General features: G+C 67.6%; 4 protein-coding genes. 3 read left to right on the plus strand and 1 reads right to left on the minus strand.

What is annotated here, in order from left to right:
* The 3 genes from CVM52_RS25245 to CVM52_RS25255 form a co-directional block, all read left to right on the plus strand.
* A partial coding sequence (locus tag CVM52_RS25245) for a DNA-3-methyladenine glycosylase family protein (RefSeq protein ID WP_100165012.1) occupies nucleotides 1-523 on the plus strand: 523 nt, incomplete at its 5' end.
* Nucleotides 520-1,185, plus strand: a complete 666-nt coding sequence (locus tag CVM52_RS25250) for an alpha/beta hydrolase (protein ID WP_100165013.1) — start codon at nucleotides 520-522, stop codon at nucleotides 1,183-1,185. The genes CVM52_RS25245 and CVM52_RS25250, both read left to right, overlap by 4 nt.
* A 12-nt stretch (nucleotides 1,186-1,197) precedes the next feature.
* Nucleotides 1,198-1,497, plus strand: a complete 300-nt coding sequence (locus tag CVM52_RS25255) for a putative quinol monooxygenase (protein WP_100165014.1) — start codon at nucleotides 1,198-1,200, stop codon at nucleotides 1,495-1,497.
* A gap of 52 nt (nucleotides 1,498-1,549) precedes the next feature.
* Here the strand turns inward: CVM52_RS25255 and CVM52_RS25260 are convergent.
* A partial coding sequence (locus CVM52_RS25260; RefSeq protein ID WP_133119996.1) for a dihydrolipoamide acetyltransferase family protein occupies nucleotides 1,550-2,330 on the minus strand: 781 nt, incomplete at its 5' end.

Consider the following 2,330-nt stretch of genomic DNA (forward strand, 5'->3'; position numbering starts at 1 on the left):
GCCGCTGCGGCTGCGCCCCGATGGCTTTGCCCAGCTGCTGAACGCCATTGTCAGCCAGCAGGTAAGCGTGGCCTCGGCCAGCGCGATCTGGGGGCGGATGCAGGCGGCGGGGCTGACCGGGCCGGAACCGGTGCTTGCGGCCAGCGAAGAGGACCTGCGCGCGGTGGGGCTGAGCCGGCAGAAGATCCGCTATGCCCGCGCCCTGGCGACGGCGGGGATCGATTACCCGGCGCTGCGCGCGGCGCCGACGGCGCAGGTGATCGAGCGTCTGACCGCGGTGCCGGGCATCGGCGTCTGGACGGCGGAGATCTACGCGATGTTCTCGCTGGGCCGGGCCGATGTGTTTGCACCGGGCGATCTGGCGTTGCAGGAATCGGCGCGGCTGGTTTTCGATCTGGAGGCGCGGCCCGGCGAAAAACGGTTGCGCTCGATGGCCGAGGCCTGGTCGCCCTGGCGGTCGGTTGCGGCACGGCTGTTGTGGGCCTATTACCGCGTGGACAAAAACAGGGAAGGCATTGGATGACAAGGGTATTGCAAGCAGGCCGCAAGGCTCCGGTATCGGGCGAGACCCGGTCGGCGGTGGTGTTCCTGCATGGCTATGGCGCCAACGGCGCCGATCTGCTGGGGCTGGCCGACCCGCTGGGCGAACATCTGCCCGACACGCTGTTCGTGGCGCCCGACGCGCCCGAGACGATCCCCGGCATGCCCTTCGGCTTTCAGTGGTTCCCGATCCCCTGGCTGGACGGGTCCTCGCAAGAGGCGGCCGAGCAGGGGATGCGCGCGGCGGTGGACGATCTGAACGCCTTCCTCGACGCGCTGATGGTGGACGAGGATCTGCTGCCGGAACAGGTGGCGCTGTTCGGCTTTTCCCAGGGCACGATGATGGCGCTGCAGGTGGCGCCGCGGCGCGAGGACGCGCTGGCCGGGGTGGTCGGGTTTTCCGGGCGGCTGTTGAACCCCGACCTGCTGCCGGAAGAGGTGCAATCGCGCTTTCCAGTGCTGCTGGTGCATGGCGATGCCGATGACGTGGTGCCGCCGCAATCGCTGCCCGAGGCGGCGGAGGCCCTGCAACAGGCGGGGTTCAAGGAGGTGTTTGCCCACGTGATGAAAGGCACCGCGCATGGCATCGCGCCCGACGGGCTGAGCGTGGCGCTGGCCTTTTTGCGCGACAAGCTGTCATTCTGAAGGAGGAAAGCCATGCTGATCGTCACCGGAACGGTGGAACTGGATGCCGCCAAGGTGGAGGTGATGAAAACCGCCGCCACCGAGATGGCGCGTGCCACGCGGCAGGAGCCGGGCTGCCGGGTCTATGCCTTTTGGCAGGATATCGAGCGGCCGAACCGGTTCCGCGTCTATGAGGAATGGGACGATGCCGCGTCGCTGAAGGCACATGGCGAGACCGCGCATATGGCCAGCTTCCGGGCGGCCTTGGCCGGGGCCGGGGTGTTGTCGCGCGATATCTACTGTTTCGAGCCGGGTCCGATGACGCGGCTGTGATGCTGCGCCATGCAGCCCGGATTGCCGGGCTGCATGGACTGGGCGGGCCGGATCAGGCCAGCATCACCATCGGGCTTTCCAGGTTGTCGACGATCGCCTGCAACAGCTGTGCACCCAGGGCGCCGTCGATCACCCGGTGATCGACGCTGAGCGTCACCGACATCACGGTTGCCGCGGTCACTTCGCCATCGTCGCCGATCACCGGCTTTTTCACCCCGGCGCCGACCGCCAGGATGGCGCCGTGCGGCGGGTTGATCACCGCGTCGAAATTGTCGATGCCGAACATGCCGAGATTGGAGACCGCAAAGCTGCCGCCCTGGTATTCATGCGGCGCCAGCTTGCGGTCGCGGGCGCGGCTGGCGAGATCCTTCATCTCGGCCGACAGCGCCGACAGCGATTTCATGTCGGCATCTTTCAGCACCGGGGTGAACAGCCCGCCCTCGATGGCGACGGCGACGGCGACATCGGAGGGTTTCAGTTGCAGGATGCGGTCGCCGGCCCAGACGGCATTGGCGGCTGGCACCTGCTGCAGGGCCAGCGCGCAGGCCTTGATGACGAAATCGTTGACCGACAGTTTCACCCCGCGGCTCTCCAGCTGCTTGTTCAGCTGGCCGCGGAATTTCAGCAGCGCGTCGAGCCGGATGTCGCGGCGCAGGTAGAAATGCGGGATCTGCTGTTTCGCCTCGGTCAGCCGCGCGGCGATGGTCTTGCGCATGCCGTCCAGCTTGATTTCCTGATAGTCGCGGCCTTCGTACATCTTGGCCACCGCATCGGCCGAGGGGCCGGCGGCAGGCGCGGCCGCGGGCGCGGCGGCTTGCGGTTTCGCCGCCTCG

Origin of the sequence: Pseudooceanicola lipolyticus, assembly GCF_002786325.1 — a bacterium.
GTDB lineage: Bacteria > Pseudomonadota > Alphaproteobacteria > Rhodobacterales > Rhodobacteraceae > Pseudooceanicola_C > Pseudooceanicola_C lipolyticus.